Raw genomic sequence first — 15201 nt, forward strand, 5'->3', positions numbered from 1 at the left:
GGACGAAGGGGAGATAAAGGAGAAAAGAATGTATAAAAAAAGAGCGTTGTTAAGCCTGCTGTTGTTATCTGCCAGCGTATCTGTATTTGCGGCAAATATGGAAAGCAAAAATGTTCAGTTTCCCAAGTGCGAAGGGCTGAATGCTGATGGTATTGCGGCAAGCGTGAAACGTGATTATCAGCAAAATCGCATCGCGCGCTGGGCTGACGATCAAAAGCGTGTTGGGCAAGCCGATCCTGTTGCCTGGGTTAATACCCCCGATATTACGGGCAAAGATGGCAAGTGGTCGGTCCCGCTGACGGTCCGTGGGAAAAGCGCGGATATTCACTATCAGGTAAAAGTAGACTGCAAAGCTGGAACGGCGGAGTATCAACCGCAGTAACGAGCGTATTTGCACATCTTTTGATGAGCTGAACACTTCCTGACATCCCCTCGGGTACGCTTTGACGATTATTCGTCTGTACTTGAGGGGCAAAATGGCTAACTGGCTGAACCAACTACAATCTCTTCTTGGGCAAAAAGGATCCTCCGCATCATCTTCCGGCGAGCAAGGGCTGAGTAAACTTCTGGTCCCTGGCGCGTTAGGCGGTTTGGCGGGATTACTGGTTGCCAACAAATCCTCACGTAAGTTACTGAGTAAATATGGCACCAGCGCGCTTCTGGTGGGTGGTGGGGCAGTTGCCGGAACTGTGCTGTGGAACAAATACAAAGATAAAGTTCGCGCCGCGCATCAGGATGAGCCGCAGTTCGGCGTACAAAGCTCGCCGCTGGATGAGCGAACTGAACGCCTGATCCTGGCGCTGGTTTTTGCGGCTAAAAGCGATGGTCATATTGATGCTAAAGAGCGTACCGCCATTGAACAGCAGCTTCGTGAGGCGGGGGTTGAAGAACAAGGCCGCGTTCTGATTGAGCGGGCGATTGAACAACCGCTGGATCCTCAGCGCCTGGCGCAAGGGATTCGCAACGAAGAAGAGGCGCTGGAAATATACTTCCTGAGCTGTGCGGCGATTGATATCGACCACTTTATGGAGCGCAGCTATCTGAATGCGCTGGGTGACGCGTTGAAGATCCCACAGGATGTTCGTGACGGCATTGAACAGGATCTCAAGGCGCAAAAACAGGCTTTACCGGGTTAATTACTTATCGCTAAGGTGCATGTTTCGCTTGCATCATCGCTGTCTTTTGCCACCCTTATAGGATGTTTAAGCAAAAGAACAATGACATGCTACCAAAAGCTTCTCGTATTCCCCACGCCATGACGCAGCATGGCGATACACGTGTTGATAATTATTACTGGCTGCGAGACGACACCCGCTCGCAGCCGGACGTGCTCGAATACCTGCAACAGGAAAATGCGTATGGCCATCAGGTTATGGCTTCGCAGCAGGCTTTGCAGGAGCGTGTTCTGAAAGAAATTATCGACCGTATTCCCCCACAGGATGCATCCGCTCCCTATGTGAAAAATGGTTATCGTTACCGCCATATTTATGAACCGGGATGTGAATATGCCATTTATCAGCGCCAGTCGGTTCTCAGCGAAGAGTGGGATGAATGGAATACTCTGCTGGACGGCAACCAGCGCGCAGCCCACAGTGAATTTTATACGCTGGGAGGGCTGGCGATATCACCCGATAATAGCATTATGGCGCTGGCCGAAGATTACCTCTCTCGTCGGCAATATGGCGTTCGCTTTCGTAACCTGGAAAGCGGCAACTGGTATCCGGAAGTACTGGATAACGTTGAAGCGGATCTGGTCTGGGCGAATGATTCCCAGACCTTCTATTACGTTCGCAAACACGCCACGACGTTACTGCCGTACCAGGTCTGGCGACATACCGTTGGATCCCCCTCGTCACTGGACGAATTGGTGTACGAAGAAGCCGATGACATGTTTTATGTCAGTCTGCATAAAACCACCTCGTTACATTATGTGGTGATCCATATCGCCAGCGCGACGACCAGTGAGGTTCTGCTGTTGGATGCAGAACTGGCCGACGCCGAACCTTTGCTTTTTTTAGCGCGGCGTAAAGACCACGAGTACAGCCTCGATCACTATCAGCACAAGTTTTATCTGCGTTCTAATCGTGAAGGTAAAAACTTTGGTCTGTACCGCACGCGCGTACGCAATGAACAAGCGTGGGAGGTGCTGATCCCGCCGCGCGAGAACGTCATGCTGGAGGGGTTTACCCTGTTTACCGACTGGCTGGTGGTGGAAGAACGCCAGCAGGGTTTAACCAGTCTGCGTCAGATCAATCGCAAAACGCGCGAAGTGATCGGTATCGCCTTTGACGATCCGGCGTATGTGACCTGGCTTGCCTATAACCCGGAACCGGAGACATCGCGCCTGCGCTATGGCTATTCCTCCATGACCACGCCGGACACGTTGTTTGAACTCGATATGGACACCGGGGAGCGTCGCGTGCTTAAGCAGACGGAGGCCCCCGGATTTGATGCGGCGAATTACCGCAGCGAACATGTCTGGATCACCGTCCGCGATGGTACCGAGGTTCCGGTCTCGCTGGTTTATCATCAAAAGTATTTCCTGAAAGGGAAAAACCCACTACTGGTTTACGGCTATGGCTCGTATGGTGCCAGCATGGATGCTGATTTCAGTAGCAGCCGTTTAAGCTTATTGGATCGCGGCTTTGTTTACGCCATTGCCCATGTGCGTGGCGGCGGTGAATTGGGTCAGCAATGGTACGAAGACGGTAAGTTTCTGCACAAGAAAAATACCTTCAATGATTACCTCGATGTCTGCGATGCGCTGCTAAGAATGGGTTATGGTGCGCCATCGTTATGCTACGGCATGGGGGGAAGCGCCGGAGGAATGTTAATGGGCGTCGCCATTAATGAACGCCCGGACTTGTTCCATGGCGTGATTGCCCAGGTGCCGTTTGTCGATGTGGTGACCACGATGCTGGATGAGTCAATTCCCCTGACCACCGGTGAATTTGAGGAATGGGGTAATCCGCAGGATCCGCAGTACTATGCGTATATGAAAAGCTACAGCCCCTATGACAACGTCACCGCGCAGGATTATCCACATCTGCTGGTCACGACAGGATTACACGACTCCCAGGTGCAATACTGGGAACCGGCAAAGTGGGTGGCAAAATTGCGTGAGTTAAAAACGGATGATCGCTTGCTGTTACTGTGCACGGATATGGATTCCGGGCACGGCGGTAAGTCCGGACGTTTTAAATCTTACGAAGGCGTGGCCCTTGAGTACGCATTTTTGATTGGGCTGGCACAGGGAACGCTGCCTGGAAAGTCTTCAGATCAGGCGTTATCCAGATAGTGCTTCAGCGTTAATCGCAGCTCCGGGCTCATACTGTCGAGGTTATTAAATAACCAACGCAGATAGCCCGGATCGCGTTCAGCCACCTCTGATACCGGTTTTCCACGGTACTTACCAAATGTGAAGGTCGTGAGTAACGCGGGGCGACCGGTAATGTCGACCATCTGCTCTGCGGTCCAGCCTGAAGTTTGCATGATATCGATCAGCAAAGCCGCAGTGATGTAGCAGTCGTACAGAGCACGGTGATGATGCAGGCCTGCGGGCGTCTGAACGCTCAGCTTACGTGATTTATACAGCGCCATATTGCTGTATTTGATTCCAGGCCACAATCGACGGGAGAGCTTCATGGTGCAGATCCACTCACCGGGCATCTCTGGCAATACGCGGCGGTCGAAGCTTGCGTTGTGCGCCACGTACCACTCGCTACCGTAATAGTGCGGAATGATATCTTCAATCCATGGCTTATCGGCCACCATTGCTTCAGTAATGCGATGAATAGCCATCGCCTGGGGACTAATGGGGCGGTCAGGACGCACCAGATGGCTCATTGGGTTAACTATCTTTCCATCAACCACATCGACAGAAGCAATCTCAACAATGCCTCCCTGCAGACCACAGGTTTCTGTATCTATTATGCGCAACATGCCATGCTCCCGACCAAAACGACTAGCGTAATGGAATGATATCACCTTGCCAACCCCGTGGCGTGCGTTGACCGGTTAAGAGCAAAGAACCGCTGTCGGCGCGGACAATCAATTGGCCTCGCTCGTCCCATAACGCACTACTCCCGCGCGCATTGGCCATTAATACTGCGATGGCGAATTTATGCGAGAAACGTTGTAGACGAGATGTGGAGGAGAGCAATTCAGGTTCGCTGACGGACTGGCTACTGGTAAACAGCGAAAAATTCGGGTCGATATCGATACCTTCCGGCTGACTATCCACAACGCTGATGGTATTGCGCTGTCTGGCAATACAGGCCCCGTGGCTCTGATGAAACGTTAATGGTGAGGTCATCCAGGGAGAGAAAAGCGCAATGCCTTTCACAAAACGATTGTTATGCTCTACCGGCAATCCCGCGATAATGGTCATGCGGTAAGTCGCTGCGGCATGCGCCAGCGGTTCCAGCAACGCTTCATCAGGTGGCGCTGGGAGGGAGTCATTCTCATCAACGCAGCCCAACAAGGAGAGGGCGGGGAAGACCAGCAATTCACATTGGCATTGTGCGGCTGCCTGAATGAATTGCAGGTGATGGGCAACGTTTTCGGTCACTGACGTGTGAAGGGGTTCGTATTGTGCTGCTGCGATTTTCCAGTGTGACATAATGATTTCCTTTTCATAGTGTCTACAACCATCTTTAAAGTATAGATTAAGAATATACTTATACTTATACTGTAGCAGGCATCATGTAAGGAATCGTAACGTAATATAAGTTTTATTTAACTTTCGGCTCGTACGGTAAACGTGAAAGGGAGACGGATGCCAGGCGATGTGCGATGAGTCTTTCACGAAACCAGTCGCGTAAATGTTCGGGCTGTTCACGTTCAACCACTTCGGCAACGATCGGCATATTGTAGCGTTCTTTAAATGCGACACCCGCCGCGGCTAGGTCAACATTGACCTTATCCATTTCAGCTTGCTCAAGTTTGGCCAGATTGATGTTCATAGGCTGCTCCTTTTCTCTGTCTTCCGGCGCGCAAAGTTACTAAGAGTGCGCATTAATGGCAAGACAGAATTGATGATTCTCGACTCGATCATTGTAGAAGGTTATTCTCTATAGATTAGACATAACAAAAAGGAATAGTTGAAATGGCTTCATCTGCATCTTCGCTACGTAATACTATCATCGTACTCGCCAGCCTCCTCGCAACACCCGCTGCATTGGCGCATGCTCACCTGACAAAACAAAGCCCGGCGGCGAATGCGGAAGTCACCGCTTCTCCCCAGGCGCTGACGCTGAATTTTTCTGAGGGTGTCGAACCCGCTTTCAGTGGCGCAACGCTGACAGGTCCACAAAAGGAATCAATCAAGACGGGCAAAGCGACCCGCAGCGATCAGGACAAAACGCAACTGATTATTCCGCTAGATCAAACGCTGGAGGCCGGAAAATATACGGTGGACTGGCACGTTGTATCCGTGGATGGTCACAAGACAAAGGGACAATATACCTTTAGCGTGAAATAACCGATGCTGGCATTTACCTGGGTTGCCCTGCGATTTATTCATTTTACCGCGTTGATGCTGGTGTTTGGTTGTGCGCTTTACGGCGCATGGTTGGCTCCCGTTTCAGTTCGCCGTTTAATGATGCGTCGTTTTTTACGTCTGCAACGCCATGCCGCGACGTGGAGTTTTATCAGCGCGACGCTAATGCTGGCGATCCAGGGGGGCTTAATGGGCTCTGGCTGGCAGGATGTCGTCTCGACAGACGTTTGGGGCGCCGTTCTGCAGACGCAATTTGGCGGCGTCTGGTTATGGCAGATTATCCTCGCAATGGTCACGCTGGTAGTGACCATTGTTGTGCCGCACAGCATGTCGCGACTGCTGTTAATGCTGACGATTGCCCAATTTATTTTGCTGGCAGGTGTTGGACATGCAACGCTGCATACTGGCGTCCCTGGGGCCATCCAACAGGTTAACCATGCCTTGCATCTGATATGTGCCGCAGCCTGGTTTGGTGGCTTGCTGCCCGTACTTTACTGTATGAGAATGGCGCAGGGCCGCTGGCGGGAACAAGCGATCTCTACCATGATGCTTTTCTCCCGCTATGGGCATCTTTTCGTTGCCGGAGTTTTACTTACCGGGATTATGAATGCCCTGTTTATTGTCGGTCTTTCCGGCTCCTGGCATATGGCTTATGGGCAACTCCTTTTGTTAAAAGGTGCGCTTGTCATGCTAATGGTGGCGATTGCCCTGGCGAATCGGTATGTTCTGGTACCACGCATGCAGGATAATGACTGTATGACGCTCTATTTCATTTGGATGACAAAACTGGAATGGGGAATAGGGGCCGTAGTGCTGGCGATTGTCAGCCTGTTTGCAACCCTCGAACCTTTTTGATTGATGGACTGGCAAAACGCATGAAAAAAATCATTCTCTCTTTACTACTACTGGCAAGTTCAGGGGCCGCGCTGGCAGCGCCACAGGTCATCACCGTCAGCCGTTTTGAGGTTGGCAAAGATAAGTGGGCGTTTAATCGGGAAGAGGTGATGCTGACCTGCCGTGCAGGTAACGCGCTGTATGTCATCAATCCCAGCACGCTGGTGCAATATCCATTGAATGATGTTGCCAGAAAACAGGTTGAGAGCGGCAAAACCACGGCGAAGCCGATTGAGATTATCCAGATTGATGACCCGACGAAACCTGGCGAAAAAATGAGCCTGGCACCGTTTGTGGAGCGCGCAGAAAAGCTCTGTTAATTGTCAGATGTAGCGTTCTGATTTCCAATAAAAAAACCGCAGGATCTCACAGAAGAACTTGCGGTTTTTGCATTTGGTCGTGTGACGAACTGCCTTTTTTTCCGGCCACTTTAGCCGCGGACTGGAAAACCTGGCGCTGTCATCTATTCTTAAATGGCAGGGTAACTTAGCCTGCATTAATGCCAACTTTTAGCGCACGGCTCTCTCCCAAGAGCCATTTCCCTGGACCGAATACAGGAATCGTATTCGGTCTCTTTTTATGTGGTGAATGCCATGCCATCCAGGGCCAAACACTGCGTATCACAGGCTGCATTCTGCGTAAACCATACCATACTCCGCCCCTTGATCGTCCAGGATTTTTTGCAGCCATTGCTAAAATTATAACCAAGTCTCAATGTGCTCAGGAGGTTGCATGGCACAGCCTGACAATATCTACCAACGAATCGAAGGTTCACACTGGCGTCACGTCTGGGTCGTGGGAGATATCCACGGTTGCTTCTCTTTATTAATGGTGAGATTGCGCCAGTGCCAGTTTGATCCCCGGCAAGATCTGCTGGTTTCAGTGGGTGATGTTATTGACCGTGGGCCTGACAGTCTGCGTTGCCTGCGCCTGCTGCCTAAAAGCTGGATTGTGGCAGTCAGGGGCAATCATGAGCAGATGGCGTTGGATGCACTGGCGACGGGGGAGCAACTTTTGTGGTTTATGAACGGCGGCGCGTGGTTTGCTCACGCGGATCAGTCTGCGGCAAGATTAGCACTGAAAGCGTGTCGAAAGTTACCCTGGATTCTGGAACTACGCTGCCGGAGTGGCATACACGTTGTTGCTCATGCGGATTACCCGGATGATGATTACCAGTGGCAAAAAGAGGTCGATTTACAGCGGGTGCTGTGGGATCGTACGCGGTTGATGAACAAAGGTAACGGCATACGTGGCGCGGATCACTTTTGGTTTGGTCATACGCCACTGCGGCATCGCTTGGATCGTGACAATCTGCACTATATTGATACCGGTGCGGTATTTGGCGGCGAATTAACGCTGGTGCAATTGCAATAATCAGAAATCGCTGTATTCCTGGGCTGGACGCCAAAAGCTGTCGATGTAATCGTCCGCAGGCAAACATCCGCCGTTACGAATGCGCTGATCGTCCATCGATACAAGGCATTGCTGCTCAGTTTTGTAGACATCAACCACGATATCTTCACAACCGCCGTCAAGGTAGCATACAAAAAGAACCAGCGTGAACATTCCATCCTCAAAGGGTAAAGCCATACCTGTAGTGTAGAAGATGTTGATAGATGAGGGTAATTAACCAGGAAATAACCCGTCTGGCGACGGGTTCTTTTTGAATCAGGCAAGGCGCATGATCCAGGCATCTGACTTACGATCGTAGTGCTCGCGGAACAGAACAGAGTGTTCTCCATTCAGAAGGGCCGGGACGCTGGTGTCGGCATCCCAGGCGTCCAGTTGCATACATAAATCCGGATCGGATTTACATGGAATGGTTAACGTTCGGTCCCCCGGCGATTCGCCATGCAACTCGGCGTCGTCGATCTCAAAAGCGCCAATGCGCACACTGGTTTTCATCATCGTGCTCTCCGTTTATCTGCTGATTGTGGTACGACCAGTTAGGCCGTCCATTTTTCAGCGTAGTCAACGTTAGCAAAAGCGCCAGTCAAAACGTGCGTTATCCTGTAAAGAGTTTGCCATCCCGGACAAGATCGCGTGGATAGCTATTCTTCAATCGCGATCCAATACGTTTTGCCAGACCAATCGGCTGATGCTGGAACGTAACCAACACATCGTCAGTTGCGGGTGAAGTTTGCGGGTAAACATCTCTACCGCGATACCACTCTTCCGCTTCGGCGAGGCTCAGTTCGAACGCATGGCTGTGGCTTGGATCGGCGAGGGCGATGATGGCTTCATGCTGCCAACGATACCCTTTGTTATGGGTCTCAGCCAGTTTAACCCCGAGACGGGAAAAACGAACTTTGCCAATCAGGGGTTCAATCTCTGTCGGAAATAACCAGATCTCTTTGTCTCGCTGCCACAGGCGTAAATTGTCTGCCCACTGTAATCCGCAGGCGTTAGCGGCCTGGGCGACGAGCGCAGATTCACGTCCTTTCAGCGGGCTGAACGGGAAGTTACCCACTTTATATTTCGGCGCGGGTAACGCAGGAATGGCGGCTATTTTGCGCAAACGTGCGACGAAGAAACCTTCACAATCGTAGATCTGCGGGAACACATGCAGGAATCCTTCCGGCGTCAGGGCGCGTTCAGCCTCGGGAAATAAATCGCCCAGCGGTAAAAATTCGACGGCATCCGGGTAGGTTTCAATCAACCACTGCATGATGGCTTCGTTTTCGTCACGGTTCAGCGTACAGGTTGAATACACCAGTGTGCCGCCGGGGCGCAGGGCGTGGAATGCGCTGTCGAGTAGCTCACGCTGGGTTGCGGCAATTTCCAGATTACTTTCTATGGACCAGTTTTTCAGTGCATCGGGATCTTTACGTACCACGCCTTCGCCAGAACATGGGGCATCCAGCAATATGGCATCGAATGTTTCTGGTAATGCCGCGCCAAATACCCGCCCGTCAAAATGGGTCAGGGCGACATTGTTGATACCGCAACGGCTGATATTGGCATGCAGGACTTTGACGCGACTGGCGGAAAACTCATTCGCCAGAATCACGCCCTGATTATTCATTTTGGCGGCAATTTGCGTGGTTTTGGAGCCGGGAGCTGCCGCGACATCCATTACGCGTTCCGGCGTATTGCCATCGGCAAACAGCGCGGCGACCGGCAGCATTGAGCTGGCTTCCTGAATATAAAACAGGCCGCTTAGATGCTCTGCAGTGCTGCCGAGCGGCAGTGACGCTTCATCATCGCGTTCAATCCAGAAGCCTTCAGCACACCATGGAACAGGGGTGAGCGACCAGTTATATGGCGCTGTCAGAGTGAGGAAATCGGCAACAGAGATTTTCAGCGTATTGACGCGGATGCTACGGCGCAGCGGACGCTGGCAGGCAGCAAGAAAATCATCGAATGAGAGCGAGGAAGGCATTGCTTCACGCATTTGTGTCAGAAAGGCGTCGGGAAAATAAGCCACTTGGTACCACCGGCAAAAAAACAGGTGCGCAGTGTAGCATAAGTGCTCCGGCGCGAGTACGCCGGAGCAAAGGGAGAGGTTATCGTGGCAGGGCGGTTCCCCATTCACGCCACTCTTTCGGTTCGCTTTCCTGCAACAGGAAGTGTTTACCAGCCTGTGCTTTCGGTGCCAGTGGCGTACCCGGCGGGGTTGCAAAGGCGATCCCACCGCGAATGAACTGATTAAAGGTACCGGTCTTCACGACGCCGCCGGTCAGGCCGAAGTCGAGACTGTAGCCGGATGCCAGCCAGAATACAGAGTTGTTACGCACCAGATGCTGATAGCGCTGGCTGATGCGCATAGCGATCATCACGCGATCGGAAAGGGAGCCGAGCGTCAACCCGGTGACGGTCCCGACTTCAATACCTCTGAACAGAACTGGCGTACCGATGTTTAATGAACCCGCTTCCGGTGCTTCCACCACAATACTCAGACCATCGAGGTAACGAGAGTCGGTGATAGTAGCTTCCTGCAGCTCAAAATCACGGCGCGGGTTACCGCGGCCAGGTTCAACGTTGATATACGGCTGTAAGATGGTATCTAAATGCTCCACGCCCGCGGCTGAGATTTGCGGGGTAATCACGGAGAAGCGTGTGCCGCTACGCGCAAAGGTCTGTACGTACTCCGGATACAGTACCGCTTTGGCCTGAACTTCGTTACGGGAAGTGATCAGCTCTAGCGTCTGGATCTGGCCAATATCGATTCCCAGGTAGCGAATCGGCATACCGGCCGCCAGTTTACCGGCATCGAAGGCGTGCAGGGTTATCTGGCCGCCCACTGCACGCGCAGCGGTTTCTGACGCATACAGAATCCGCTTGTCGCCTTTGCGTTGGCTGGCGCTGGCGCCGCTCAGGTTATCGAAGCTAATTGCGCCTTTAAGCGCTCGCGACAGGGGAGAAGCCTGAACGGTTAAACCGCTGCCGTTGAGCTGGACCTTGGCGCCGCCCTCGGCCCAGAACACGCTGTTGCTGGTCAGCAGGTTGCGATATTCCGGTTTGATATGCAAATCGATATCAAACGCATCGGCGCGTGGACGAACGCTGATCACTTCACCGACTTCGAATTTACGATATAGGACCACTGAACCGGCCTGCACATCGGGCAACGTTTCGGCACTCAGGCTGACCGTGGTGGTTGGCAGATCGCTCAGGCTGTTCTCAATCGCCTTTTCCAGGTTGGCATACAGCGGGTAGCTTTTTTTCATTTCACCCTTCGTACCGGGCAAAATACGAATGCCGCCGCTGATCCACTCACTGGCGCTGGCGCCAAGAAACTCTACGCCATCAAGCCCAACTTTGACATCCACCCGACTGTTGACCACGAACTTACTGTCGCCTTGTACCAGCGCGCGATGCTGCGGTTCGATGGCGACGGTAAACGAAACGCCTTTGCTGGAGAGCGTGCGCTCAATCACCTGACCGACCTGAACGCCGTGAAGAATCAGCGGTTGGCCGGCATCAATACCGTAACTTTCCGGCGCGGTCAGCGTCAGCGTCATGACGCCCGGATCGTGTAACAAGGATTGCTCTGCAGGAATCACTGCAAACTGGTTACGCGGTTCGCCCTCGCCAGGTATCAGTTCGAATGTTTTGCCCGTCAGAAGCGAACTGAGATTCGCATCGCTTAACGATAATTTAGGACTGTGTAATTCAATACGCGTGTTGTCACGCAATAGCGTTACGACGCTGGGATCGACCGTCATTTCGCCGGTGACTTTACCGCCCGGATTTAAATCCAGTTTGGTCAGTTGACCGACTTCCAGTCCTTGATACATCAGCGAGGTTGAGCCAGCCTTAAGTCCGTCGCCGCTGGGTAAATCGAGCTTAACGATCACGCCGCGCTGGCTGTGCGCGAGATCCTGATACAAACCAAACGTATCGTCGGCAACGGCGGGTTGCGAATCTTCCGGTGAATCAAAAGCAATGGCGCCATTAACCAGGGCTGCCAGACTCTCCAGCTTCACTTTGGCGCCGCTGAGGCTGACATCCGCGTCTACTCCTGATACATTCCAGAAACGACTGCCTTTTTTCACCAGATTGGTAAAGCGGCGTTCAATCAGCACGTCGATGGTTACGCCCTGATTATTTGGATTAATGGTGTAGTCATAGACCCGACCTACAGGGATTTTGCGGAAATAAACCAGCGAGCCGCTGTTAAGCGATCCGAGGTCGGGGGCCCGCAGGTGCAGCATCAAATCGCCGTTGTTCAGGCGGTATTTGGGCTGTGTATCAAGCGCGACGAAATGATCCTCTGGCTCGCCGGTACCGGGCATCATGCCGATATAGTTGCCGCCAACTAACGCATCCAGGCCGGAAACCCCCGCCAGTGACGCTTTCGGCGTGACCAGCCAGAACTGGGTATCTTTGCGCAGTGCATCTTTCATATTTGATTTGATGCTGACGCGGACTTCAATTTTACGCAGGTCTTTGCTGAGGTTGATGTCCTGCACCGTGCCCACTTCGACGCCCTGATAGCGAACAGGGGTACGGCCAGGCACAATGCCGTCCGCCGACATAAAGTCAATGGTTACGGTATTCCCGCGATCTTCATAGCTTCCCCAGATAAGCCATCCTGCAATCATCAATGCGATGAACGGCAGCAGCCAGAACGGGGAGATACGACGTTTTGTTTTAATCTGCGCTTCAGTCTGCGAAGCGGGCGTTTCCTGACTCATGTGCATCCCAAAGTAAGCGGCTGTCCAGCCATTCCACTGCAAGAATAGTCAATATTACCGCTGCGCCGAAATAAAACGCAGCCGGTCCCATAGTAAAAGCAAGTATCTGATCGCGATTAATTAGCGACATAGTTAAAGCGATAACAAAAAGATCCAGCATTGACCAGCGACCAATCCAGGTCACTATGCGCAGCAGTTTGATGCGGGTACGCAATCCTTGCTCACAGTTAAAATGAATACTGATGAGCAACGTAAACATCACAATCACTTTGGTGAATGGCACCAGAATACTGGCAATAAACACGATCGCCGCCACGCCGATATTACTGTTTGCCAAAGACAGTATGCCTGACATGATCGTGTCTTCCTGTCGGGAACCATTGACATAAATGATCGAGATAGGCAGGAGGTTAGCAGGCAGCAGCAGGACAATCGAGGCCAGCAGAGCAGCCCAACATTTTTGAATACTTTGATTTCTGCGCCAGCGCAACGGTATATGGCAACGAGGGCAGCGACCGCGGACGTCCGGATACCCTGTAAAGTGGCAACCAAGGCAAACGCGAAGCTTTTCATCGGGCCGACGAGCAGGCCTTTGCGGGTAAAAACGGTCCCAAAGCTGTTCTACGTTGAGGTGCGATAACGTCAAAATACTGAGGATCACCAGCGCAATAAAAGCAAACAGTCCCACCCCAGGCTGCAAATAAGCATAGTCCTGAACTTTAATCGACGCGACGCCGATACCCACAAGATAGATATCAAGCATCACCCACTCTTTGAGCCTTTCCAGCATCAGTAGCACCGGGCGTAGGTTCATCCCGAGAATATTGCCAAACCACAGATAAGCGATTGAGGTAACGAGAATAATCGGCGCGCCCGCAACGCAAAATAGCACGAAGGATGCGGTGAGAGGGTCACCCTGGCGGGTCATTTGCCAGATACCCTGCATCACATTGGCGTCAATGCGTACACCGAGCAAAAAGATGTGTAAGAGCGGTTCTCCCCAGGCGAAGGGCATCAGCAGCATCATGGTGACAGCCATTGCTGCCAGGCGCGTTAAGGACCAGTCGCGCCCGTCACGGATTTTCGCCTGACAGCGTGGACAGAATGCACTTTGGTGCGAGCGCATTTTAGGCAAGCTAAAAATCAGGTCGCATTCAGGACAACGATGATAATGTGCACGCGGGAGTGCCTCACCAATAGATCTGATGGCGATTTTTTTAGTGGGCGTGATGCGTGATGTCGTAAGGGCCATGTACCGCGTATCAAAATGTTGAAGTAATGTTATCTTAACTCATGACGGGAATGATCTTGAGCATTAACGCATTTAATGTTTATTTTAGTAGGCTGCAGTTTTAAGTAAGACAACTAAGTGATTACATAATGAACAAATCAGAGCTATACACGGATCTGAACCGTGATTTTCAGGCATTAATGGCAGGTGAAACCAGTTTTCTGGCAACGCTGGCAAATACCAGCGCATTGTTGTACGAGCGTCTTGCACAAGTAAACTGGGCCGGTTTTTACCTGCTTGAGGGCGAAACTCTGGTACTTGGTCCTTTCCAGGGCAAAATTGCCTGTGTGCGGATCCCGGTAGGACGTGGCGTATGCGGTACCGCGGTGGCGCGCAATCAGGTGCAGCGCATCGAAGACGTGCACGCGTTTGACGGGCACATCGCATGCGATGCCGCCAGCAATGCGGAAATTGTTCTGCCTGTCACCGTTGAAAATCAGATAATCGGCGTGCTGGATATCGATAGCACCGCGTTTGGTCGCTTCACTGAAGAGGACGAACAGGGGCTGCGTACGCTTGTGGCACAGCTTGAAACCGTGCTTGCAACGACGGATTACAAAAAATTCTTTGCGAGCGTCGCAGGATAATCAACGGATAACGTAGCAATTACTGATGACGTCATTATAATGTCGCCTGTTCATGCCTGCGCTTGTTGGCTACGTCCGTTGTAATCAGGAAATTTCATGGAAAATCAACCTAAGTTGAATAGCAGTAAAGAAGTCATCGCGTTTCTGGCCGAACGCTTCCCGCAGTGTTTTAGTGCTGAAGGCGAAGCGCGCCCACTGAAAATTGGCATTTTTCAGGATTTGGTAGAGCGTGTTGAGGGTGAAATGAACCTCAGCAAGACACAGCTCCGTTCTGCCTTACGTCTCTATACTTCCAGCTGGCGCTATCTGTATGGCGTAAAATTGGGCGCAACGCGTGTTGATCTCGACGGCAACCCATGTGGTGAGTTGGATGAGCAACATGTTGAACATGCTCGCAAACAGCTGGAAGAAGCTAAAGCTCGCGTTCAGGCGCAACGTGCAGAGCAACAGGCGAAAAAACGCGAAGCGGCCGCTGCTGCCGGCGAAAAAGAAGACGCACCGCGTCGCGAGCGTAAGCCGCGTCCTGCTCCGCGTCGTAAAGAAGGGGCTGAACGTAAACCTCGCGCTGAAAAATCAGCAGCCAAAGCACCGCGTGCTCCTCGCGAAGAACAGCATACCCCGGTATCTGATATTTCAGTGCTGACGGTAGGGCAGTCTTTGAAGGTGAAAGCAGGTAATAATGCGATGGATGCCACCGTATTAGAAATCACCAAAGATGGCGTCCGTGTACAGCTGAATTCGGGTATGTCTTTGATTGTACGCGCAGAACACCTGGTGTTCTGAAACGGA

17 protein-coding genes are annotated in these 15201 nt (G+C 52.0%); 9 read left to right on the top strand and 8 right to left on the bottom strand.

Going from position 1 to position 15201, the window contains the following annotated elements:
- Positions 1-28: 28 nt before the first annotated feature.
- The 3 genes from yebF (at position 29) to ptrB (ending at position 3298) form a co-directional block, all read left to right on the top strand.
- The gene (gene yebF, locus FHD02_RS05510; RefSeq protein ID WP_061381108.1) at positions 29-382 is read left to right on the top strand and encodes a protein YebF; all 354 of its coding nucleotides are present in this window, start codon (positions 29-31) and stop codon (positions 380-382) included.
- A gap of 94 nt (positions 383-476) precedes the next feature.
- Positions 477-1136, top strand: a complete 660-nt coding sequence (locus tag FHD02_RS05515; RefSeq protein WP_061381109.1) for a tellurite resistance TerB family protein — start codon at positions 477-479, stop codon at positions 1134-1136.
- Positions 1137-1222: 86 nt separating this feature from the next.
- Positions 1223-3298, top strand: a complete 2076-nt coding sequence (ptrB, locus tag FHD02_RS05520) for an oligopeptidase B (protein WP_220393672.1) — start codon at positions 1223-1225, stop codon at positions 3296-3298.
- On the opposite strand, the gene exoX is transcribed toward ptrB, so the two are convergent.
- The 3 genes from exoX to FHD02_RS05535 form a co-directional block, all read right to left on the bottom strand.
- Positions 3280-3942, bottom strand: coding sequence for an exodeoxyribonuclease X (gene exoX, locus FHD02_RS05525; RefSeq protein ID WP_042307829.1), 663 nt, complete (start codon positions 3940-3942; stop codon positions 3280-3282). The two genes, ptrB and exoX, sit on opposite strands and share 19 nt — an antisense overlap.
- Positions 3943-3964: 22 nt before the next feature.
- Positions 3965-4621, bottom strand: a complete 657-nt coding sequence (locus FHD02_RS05530) for a carbon-nitrogen hydrolase family protein (protein ID WP_042307831.1) — start codon at positions 4619-4621, stop codon at positions 3965-3967.
- A 112-nt stretch (positions 4622-4733) separates the two neighbouring features.
- A complete protein-coding gene (locus FHD02_RS05535) occupies positions 4734-4964 on the bottom strand; it encodes a DNA polymerase III subunit theta (protein ID WP_038641397.1) in 231 nt (76 codons plus the stop codon).
- 143 nt (positions 4965-5107) lie between these two features.
- On the opposite strand from FHD02_RS05535, the gene yobA reads away from it, so the two are divergent.
- From yobA to pphA, 4 genes are all read left to right on the top strand, one after another.
- A complete protein-coding gene (gene yobA, locus FHD02_RS05540) occupies positions 5108-5482 on the top strand; it encodes a CopC domain-containing protein YobA (RefSeq protein WP_137348899.1) in 375 nt (124 codons plus the stop codon).
- Between the two features lie 3 nt (positions 5483-5485).
- Positions 5486-6355 carry a copper homeostasis membrane protein CopD gene (copD, locus tag FHD02_RS05545; protein WP_137370476.1) on the top strand — a complete coding sequence of 290 codons (870 nt, stop codon included), beginning with the start codon at positions 5486-5488 and terminating at the stop codon, positions 6353-6355.
- A 20-nt stretch (positions 6356-6375) separates the two neighbouring features.
- Positions 6376-6714, top strand: coding sequence for a YebY family protein (locus tag FHD02_RS05550; protein WP_042307834.1), 339 nt, complete (start codon positions 6376-6378; stop codon positions 6712-6714).
- A gap of 412 nt (positions 6715-7126) precedes the next feature.
- Positions 7127-7768 carry a protein-serine/threonine phosphatase gene (gene pphA / locus FHD02_RS05555; protein ID WP_137370475.1) on the top strand — a complete coding sequence of 214 codons (642 nt, stop codon included), beginning with the start codon at positions 7127-7129 and terminating at the stop codon, positions 7766-7768.
- On the opposite strand, the gene FHD02_RS05560 is transcribed toward pphA, so the two are convergent.
- The 5 genes from FHD02_RS05560 to yebS all read right to left on the bottom strand — a co-directional run bounded on the left by FHD02_RS05560 (position 7769) and on the right by yebS (position 13786).
- The gene (locus tag FHD02_RS05560) at positions 7769-7960 is read right to left on the bottom strand and encodes a YebW family protein (RefSeq protein ID WP_032939629.1); all 192 of its coding nucleotides are present in this window, start codon (positions 7958-7960) and stop codon (positions 7769-7771) included.
- A 102-nt stretch (positions 7961-8062) separates the two neighbouring features.
- The gene (locus FHD02_RS05565; RefSeq protein WP_029139506.1) at positions 8063-8299 is read right to left on the bottom strand and encodes a YebV family protein; all 237 of its coding nucleotides are present in this window, start codon (positions 8297-8299) and stop codon (positions 8063-8065) included.
- Between the two features lie 100 nt (positions 8300-8399).
- The gene (gene rsmF / locus FHD02_RS05570) at positions 8400-9821 is read right to left on the bottom strand and encodes a 16S rRNA (cytosine(1407)-C(5))-methyltransferase RsmF (RefSeq protein ID WP_309241679.1); all 1422 of its coding nucleotides are present in this window, start codon (positions 9819-9821) and stop codon (positions 8400-8402) included.
- A gap of 79 nt (positions 9822-9900) precedes the next feature.
- On the bottom strand, positions 9901-12534 hold the full coding sequence (locus FHD02_RS05575; RefSeq protein ID WP_042307836.1) for a PqiB family protein: 2634 nt from the start codon (positions 12532-12534) through the stop codon (positions 9901-9903).
- Positions 12503-13786: a membrane integrity lipid transport subunit YebS gene (yebS, locus tag FHD02_RS05580; protein WP_137370473.1), complete on the bottom strand. Its 1284-nt coding sequence runs from the start codon at positions 13784-13786 to the stop codon at positions 12503-12505. Before yebS ends, FHD02_RS05575 begins: the two co-directional genes overlap by 32 nt.
- 128 nt (positions 13787-13914) lie before the next feature.
- Here yebS and FHD02_RS05585 point away from each other — a divergent pair, with 128 nt between their 5' ends.
- Both FHD02_RS05585 and proQ read left to right on the top strand, forming a co-directional pair.
- The gene (locus FHD02_RS05585) at positions 13915-14412 is read left to right on the top strand and encodes a GAF domain-containing protein (protein WP_038641301.1); all 498 of its coding nucleotides are present in this window, start codon (positions 13915-13917) and stop codon (positions 14410-14412) included.
- A 96-nt stretch (positions 14413-14508) separates the two neighbouring features.
- The gene (proQ, locus tag FHD02_RS05590) at positions 14509-15195 is read left to right on the top strand and encodes an RNA chaperone ProQ (protein WP_220393673.1); all 687 of its coding nucleotides are present in this window, start codon (positions 14509-14511) and stop codon (positions 15193-15195) included.
- Positions 15196-15201: the final 6 nt, after the last annotated feature.

It is taken from the genome of Citrobacter sp. EC_71, from assembly GCF_019584005.1.
In the GTDB taxonomy this organism is placed as follows: Bacteria; Pseudomonadota; Gammaproteobacteria; order Enterobacterales; family Enterobacteriaceae; genus Citrobacter; species Citrobacter werkmanii.